6 protein-coding genes are annotated in these 5407 nt (G+C 65.5%); all 6 read left to right on the top strand.

Features of this window, described 5'->3' with window-relative positions; all coding sequences use genetic code 11:
* Positions 1-161: 161 nt before the first annotated feature.
* The 6 genes from NE609_RS16805 (at position 162) to NE609_RS16780 (ending at position 5349) form a co-directional block, all read left to right on the top strand.
* Positions 162-1151 carry an ROK family protein gene (locus NE609_RS16805; protein WP_256153187.1) on the top strand — a complete coding sequence of 330 codons (990 nt, stop codon included), beginning with the start codon at positions 162-164 and terminating at the stop codon, positions 1149-1151.
* A complete protein-coding gene (locus NE609_RS16800; protein ID WP_256153186.1) occupies positions 1148-1795 on the top strand; it encodes an SIS domain-containing protein in 648 nt (215 codons plus the stop codon). The genes NE609_RS16805 and NE609_RS16800 overlap by 4 nt, the downstream gene beginning before the upstream one ends.
* 12 nt (positions 1796-1807) lie before the next feature.
* On the top strand, positions 1808-2767 hold the full coding sequence (locus NE609_RS16795) for a type I phosphomannose isomerase catalytic subunit (RefSeq protein ID WP_256153185.1): 960 nt from the start codon (positions 1808-1810) through the stop codon (positions 2765-2767).
* A gap of 11 nt (positions 2768-2778) precedes the next feature.
* Positions 2779-3735: an ROK family protein gene (locus tag NE609_RS16790; RefSeq protein WP_256153184.1), complete on the top strand. Its 957-nt coding sequence runs from the start codon at positions 2779-2781 to the stop codon at positions 3733-3735.
* Positions 3736-3770: 35 nt separating this feature from the next.
* Positions 3771-4181, top strand: a complete 411-nt coding sequence (locus NE609_RS16785) for a hypothetical protein (protein ID WP_256153183.1) — start codon at positions 3771-3773, stop codon at positions 4179-4181.
* Positions 4182-4320: 139 nt separating this feature from the next.
* Positions 4321-5349, top strand: coding sequence for a TAXI family TRAP transporter solute-binding subunit (locus NE609_RS16780; protein WP_256153182.1), 1029 nt, complete (start codon positions 4321-4323; stop codon positions 5347-5349).
* Positions 5350-5407 lie beyond the last annotated feature (58 nt).

Here is a 5407-nt window from a genome sequence, read left to right as displayed (position 1 = left end):
CCCTTCTTTGGTTCCTTTCTTGGGCAAGCAAGAAAGGAACTCGCTGTCGGTCGACCACCGACAAACTGCACCGCTCGATGAGCGGAAAATCTAAGCCCACCCCGGGGCGGAACCCGGCAACTCCGCCGCTCTCTGAGCGGCAAATCGAAAGGAGAGCACAGATGTATCTAGCCGGCGTCGACATCGGCGGCACCAAATGCGCCGCCTGCATCGGCCGCGCGGACGGCGAGCAGGTGGAGGTGCTCTGCCGCGCCGTTCCCCGCGCCACACGGGAATATACCCCAGCCGGGATGCTCGAGGCCCTCGCGGGGGACCTCCGCGACTGCCTTGCCGCGCTGCCCGCGTGGGAGCGCGCCGAAGGGATCGGCATCAGCTGCGGCGGCCCGCTCGACAGCCGCGCGGGAATCGTGCTCTCGCCGCCCAACCTGCCCGGCTGGGACGCGGTGCCCGCCGCGAAAATCCTGTCGGAGCGCACCGGCCTGCCCGCCTGGCTCTGCAACGACGCCAACGCGGGCGCGCTGGCCGAATGGCAGTACGGCGCGGGACGGGGCTGCCGCGACCTGGTCTTTCTCACCTTCGGGACGGGGCTCGGCGCGGGCCTCATCCTGGGCGGCAGGCTATACGAGGGCGCGTCGGGCATGGCGGGGGAGCTCGGCCACATCCGCCTCGAGACGCACGGGCCCGTCGGCTACGGCAAGGCGGGCTCCTTCGAGGGATTTTGCAGCGGCGGGGGGATCGCCCAGCTCGCGCGGGCATTTGCGCTCGAGGAGCTCCAGGCGGGGAGAAGCCCCGCCCTCTGTCCCGACATGGCGGCGCTTGCCGCGCTCGACGCGCGCAGGGTGGGGGAGGCGGCCGCCGCGGGCGACCCGCTCGCCCGAAAGATCCTGCGCGAAGCGGGGACCCAGCTCGGGCGGGGGCTTTCCATCATAATCGACATGATAAATCCCAAAAAAATCGTGATTGGCAGCATTTTCGCAAGATGTTATAATGAGATATGGCCGGCGGCGCGGGAGGTCCTCGAACGGGAGGCGCTGCCCGCCGCCCGCGCGGTGTGCGAGGTGCTGCCCAGCGCGCTTTCCGAATCGGTGGGAGATATTGCCGCCCTCTCGGTCGCGCGCTACCACATCGAAACCGCGGAGGAACCGGTATGAAAGAACGCACCAGCCGGCTGACGGACGGCTTTTTCGCGCGCCATGAAGCATTCGGCGCGATCAAAACGGAGATTCTGGGCGCCTGCGGGCTGCTGCTCGACGCCTTCCGGCAGGGCGGCAAGCTACTCGCCTGTGGGAACGGCGGTTCCTGCGCGGACGCCGATCACATCGTGGGCGAGCTGATGAAGGGCTTTCTGCTCCGCCGTCCGCTGCCCGAGGCGGAACGCGCCGCCTTCGCCGAACGGTTCGGCGGGGAGGGGGCGGCGATCGCCGCAAAGCTCCAGGGCGGGCTGCCCGCCGTCTCCCTCTGCGCGCACGCGGCGCTCATGAGCGCCTTTGAAAACGACGTCGACCCGGCGCTCGTCTACGCGCAGCAGGCATACGCCTACGCGCGGCCGGGGGACGTGTTCCTCGGCCTCAGCACGTCGGGCAACGCGGAAAACGTCCGCGCGGCCGCCATGGCGGCAAAAATCCGGGGCGCAAAGGTGATTGCCTTGACAGACGAAGGGGGCGGGAAGCTCGCCCCGCTCGCCGACTGCGCGGTCCGCACGCCCGAACGGGAAACCTACCGCGTGCAGGAATGCCACCTGGCAATCTATCATTTCCTCTGCGCGTATGTGGAATCGGAACTATTTGACGAATGAGGGGGTATCGCCATGCAGCCTTTTCGGCTGACGCCCGCCTGTAAGGACTACCTGTGGGGCGGGACCCGGTTGAAGACAGTCTACGGCAAGCGCACCGCGCTGCCGGTCCTGGCCGAGAGCTGGGAGCTTTCGGCCCATCCCGACGGCGACGGCGTGATCGCCTGCGGGGAATTCGCGGGAACGCCCTTTTCCCGGTTTGCCGCGGAGCATCCGGAGTCGCTCGGCGGAAACTGCGCGGGCGCGAAGGAGTTCCCGATCCTGATCAAGCTGATCGACGCGGCCCGGTTTTTGTCGATCCAGGTGCACCCGGACGACGGCTACGCCCGCCGCGTCGAGGGGGGGCGCGGCAAGACCGAGATGTGGTATGTCGTCGACTGCGAGCCGGACGCCTTCCTCTATTTTGGGTTTGAGCGGGAAATTTCGGCGGAGGAGATGCGCCGGAGGATCGCGGACCACACGATCACCGAGGCACTCCACAAGGCCCCCGTACACAAGGGGGACGTCTTCTTCATCGGCGCGGGCACGATCCACGCGATCGGAGCGGGCATCCTGCTCGCGGAGATCCAGCAGAACTCCAACACGACCTACCGCGTCTTCGACTTCGGGCGGGTCGGGGCGGACGGGAAGCCGCGGGAGCTGCATGTGGACAAGGCGCTCGACGTGACCCTGCGCGCGCCCGCTCCCTCGGGCGCGCCCGGCGCGGAAATGCTTGCGGAAACGGCGGATTTCCGCCTCAGGCGCCTTGCAAAGTGCAATTACTTTACAGTGGATGCGCTGGCTCTTTCGGGCAATTACCGCCGCGAAATGACGGGCGATTCCTTCGTTTCGGTGCTCTGCACCGAAGGGGAGGCGGCGCTCTCCTGCGGCGGGGAGGAATTCCTGCTGCGCGCGGGGGAGAGCCTCTTTGTCCCGGCGGACGCGCCGGGCTTCACCCTCACCGGGAACGGCGAGCTGCTGCTCACAACGGTATAGGAGGAAATGCGATGTATTACATAGGCGTCGATCTGGGCGGGACCAACATCAAGGTGGGGATCGTGAATGCGGAGAGCTGCGCCATCCTCGGGGAGGGGAGCCTGCCGACCGCGCTGCCCCGTCCCGCGGACGAGGTGTGCGCCGACATCGTCCGGGCCGCCGGGGACGCGCTCCATGCGGCCGGGCTGGACCTTTCGCAGGTGCGGGGGATCGGCGTGGGCTGTCCCGGCACCATCAACCCCGAAACCGGCGTCGTGGAGTACTCCAACAATCTCGGCTGGCGCGATTACCCGATGCGCCGCTACCTCAGCGAGGCGCTGGGACTGCCCGTCGCGATGGGCAACGACGCAAACGTCGCCGCCCTCGGCGAGGTGTGCGCCGGCAGCGCCAGGGGCGCTTCCAGCGCGGTCATCGTCACGCTCGGCACCGGCGTGGGCTGCGGGGTGGTGCTCGCGGGCGAAATCCTCACCGGCTACAACTACGCCGCCTCCGAGCTCGGGCACATGGTCATCCGGTACGGCGGCCGGCTGTGCACCTGCGGGCGGCACGGCTGCCTCGAGGCCTACGCCTCCGCCACCGGGCTCATCAACCTGACCAACGAGGCGGCCGCCGCCCATCCGGACAGCCGGCTTGCCGTGATCGCCGCCGCAAACGGCGGCGCGGACGGGCGCACCGCCTTCCTCGCCGCGAAGGAGGGGGACGCCGCCGGACAGGCGGTCGTCGACGAGTACATCGGCTACCTCGCCTGCGGCGTGACCAACATCATCAACATCTTCGAGCCGGAGGTCATCAGCCTCGGCGGCGGCATCGCCAAGGAGGGGGAAACCCTGCTCGCGCCGCTGCGGGAGCGCGCCTACGCCGAAATCTTCGGCGGGCGCGGGGAGAAGTACACCCGCATCACCGCCTGCACCCTCGGCTACAAGGCCGGGATCATCGGCGCGGCCATGCTGGCGCACAAGGACGCCTGACCCCAGAGAACAATTTCATTGACAACCGGGCAGCTGTGACAGAGATCGCAGCCGCCCGGTTGTTTTCTTTTTCCGCGCCTGGGGCAAACTGCCGAAAGAGCCCGGCGGAAATTTTGGCAGTTTGCCGGGCGGCGGGGAAAAGCCCGGTCAAAACCGCAAAGAATCCGGCGGCATTTTTAGCTGGAATGGAAAAACTGCGCGCGTTTATGGGTTTTCGACAAGAAAAAGGGGCGAAAAAGGGCAAAACGGATAAGTTTTTCTGTTTTTGCCCACCTTCCCGGAATGGAAATTTGGACGATCCCACAAAAATGTGGAAAGATGTCAAGCGGTTTGACGGAGAAACCCGGAAAATGCTTGTGGACTCCTACGAATTGCCTTCCAGAAGATTATGGACATTGCAAGAAAATTCGTCATATAGCCCAAACCTTATTGTAAATTTTAGATAACATGCTATAATCGAGCTAAATAAAAAAGATTGCTTCTATGCAAGGTGCATATATTCCGACCAATCTTTTTTACATGCTTGCAAGCAGCAGCCGAATGATTCCGTTGATTTCCGATTTGAAAAAAGGAGGAGCTTTTTCCATGAAACGCATCCTTTCCATCCTCTTGTCCGTTACGCTGGTCTGCCTGCTGGCCGCCTGCGGCGCGCCCGCGCAGCAGGGCGGCGACGCCCCGCAGACGGACGCGGCGCCCATGCGGGCGCTGCGCCTCGGCACCGGCTCGGTGGGCGGCACCGACAACGTCGCGATCGAGGCGATGTCCTCGGTGGTCAACCGCAACTCCGACATCAAAACCTCCACCGTCACGACGACCGGCGCGGTCGAAATCATCAACCTGCTTGATTCCCGCGAGCTCGAGGGCGGCTACACCGGCTCGATCAACCTTGTGCAGGCGCTGCGCGGTGAGGAGCCCTTCCAGAAGGAGATCCCCGCCAGCTCGATGCTCCAGGCGTTCGGATTCGTCTCCTGGCGGCTGCCGGTCCTGACCGTCGCGGGCAGCGGCATCGAGAGCTACGAGGACCTGCGCGGCAAAAAAATGGCCTTCCCCGACGTGGGCTCCGCCTCGACCGAGGTGCTCAAGATCGTCCTGCGGGAAGCGGGCGTCCTCGACGACGTGAACATCGAATATTTCACCTGGAGCGACGGCTTCTCCGCGCTCAAGGACGGCCGCGTCGACGCGTGCGTCGGCACCTGGGGCAACGGCGTGCCGCCGGCGGGCATCATCGAGCTGCTCACCGTGCGCGACATCAACATCCTCTCCCTCCCGCCCGAGGTCGGCGCTAAAATCCACGAGATCAACCCCGGCATCATGGCGCAGGATCTGACCCACGCGGAGTGCGACATCATCCCCGAGGGCGATCCCAGGCTCTCCCCGGTCAATGCGGGCGTCATGATCTTCCACGCCGACGTGCCGGAGGAATCGGTCTATGAGTTCACCAGGGCGTGCATCTCCAACATCGAGGAGCTGGGCAAGATCACCCAGGACCTGAAGCCTCTCAAGGACTACGTCACGAGCGTCTGCGTCGAGGACGTGCCCTTCCACCCGGGCGCCGCGCGCGCGCTCAAGGAAGCGGGGCTGTGGGACGACCGCTTCACCGTCTACGGCGAATAACCTAAATCGTCCGTCCGGGCGCAGAAACCGGAGCATCCGGGAGATCATTCGAATTCCG

The sequence above is a fragment of the Anaerotruncus sp. DFI.9.16 genome (genome assembly GCF_024461615.1).
GTDB classification, from domain to species: domain Bacteria; phylum Bacillota; class Clostridia; order Oscillospirales; family Ruminococcaceae; genus Anaerotruncus; species Anaerotruncus massiliensis.
The sequence above is the reverse complement of the archived record's forward strand: the minus strand, read 5'-3'. Positions and strand labels throughout refer to the sequence as shown.

What these genes read in the sequence shown, in the direction of transcription:
- NE609_RS16795 (WP_256153185.1), top strand. Translation starts at nt 1,808, where the DNA reads ATGCAGCCTTTTCGGCTGACGCCCGCCTGTAAGGACTACCTGTGGGGC.
- NE609_RS16780 (WP_256153182.1), top strand. Translation starts at nt 4,321, where the DNA reads ATGAAACGCATCCTTTCCATCCTCTTGTCCGTTACGCTGGTCTGCCTG.
- NE609_RS16805 (WP_256153187.1), top strand. Translation starts at nt 162, where the DNA reads ATGTATCTAGCCGGCGTCGACATCGGCGGCACCAAATGCGCCGCCTGC.
- NE609_RS16790 (WP_256153184.1), top strand. Translation starts at nt 2,779, where the DNA reads ATGTATTACATAGGCGTCGATCTGGGCGGGACCAACATCAAGGTGGGG.
- NE609_RS16800 (WP_256153186.1), top strand. Translation starts at nt 1,148, where the DNA reads ATGAAAGAACGCACCAGCCGGCTGACGGACGGCTTTTTCGCGCGCCAT.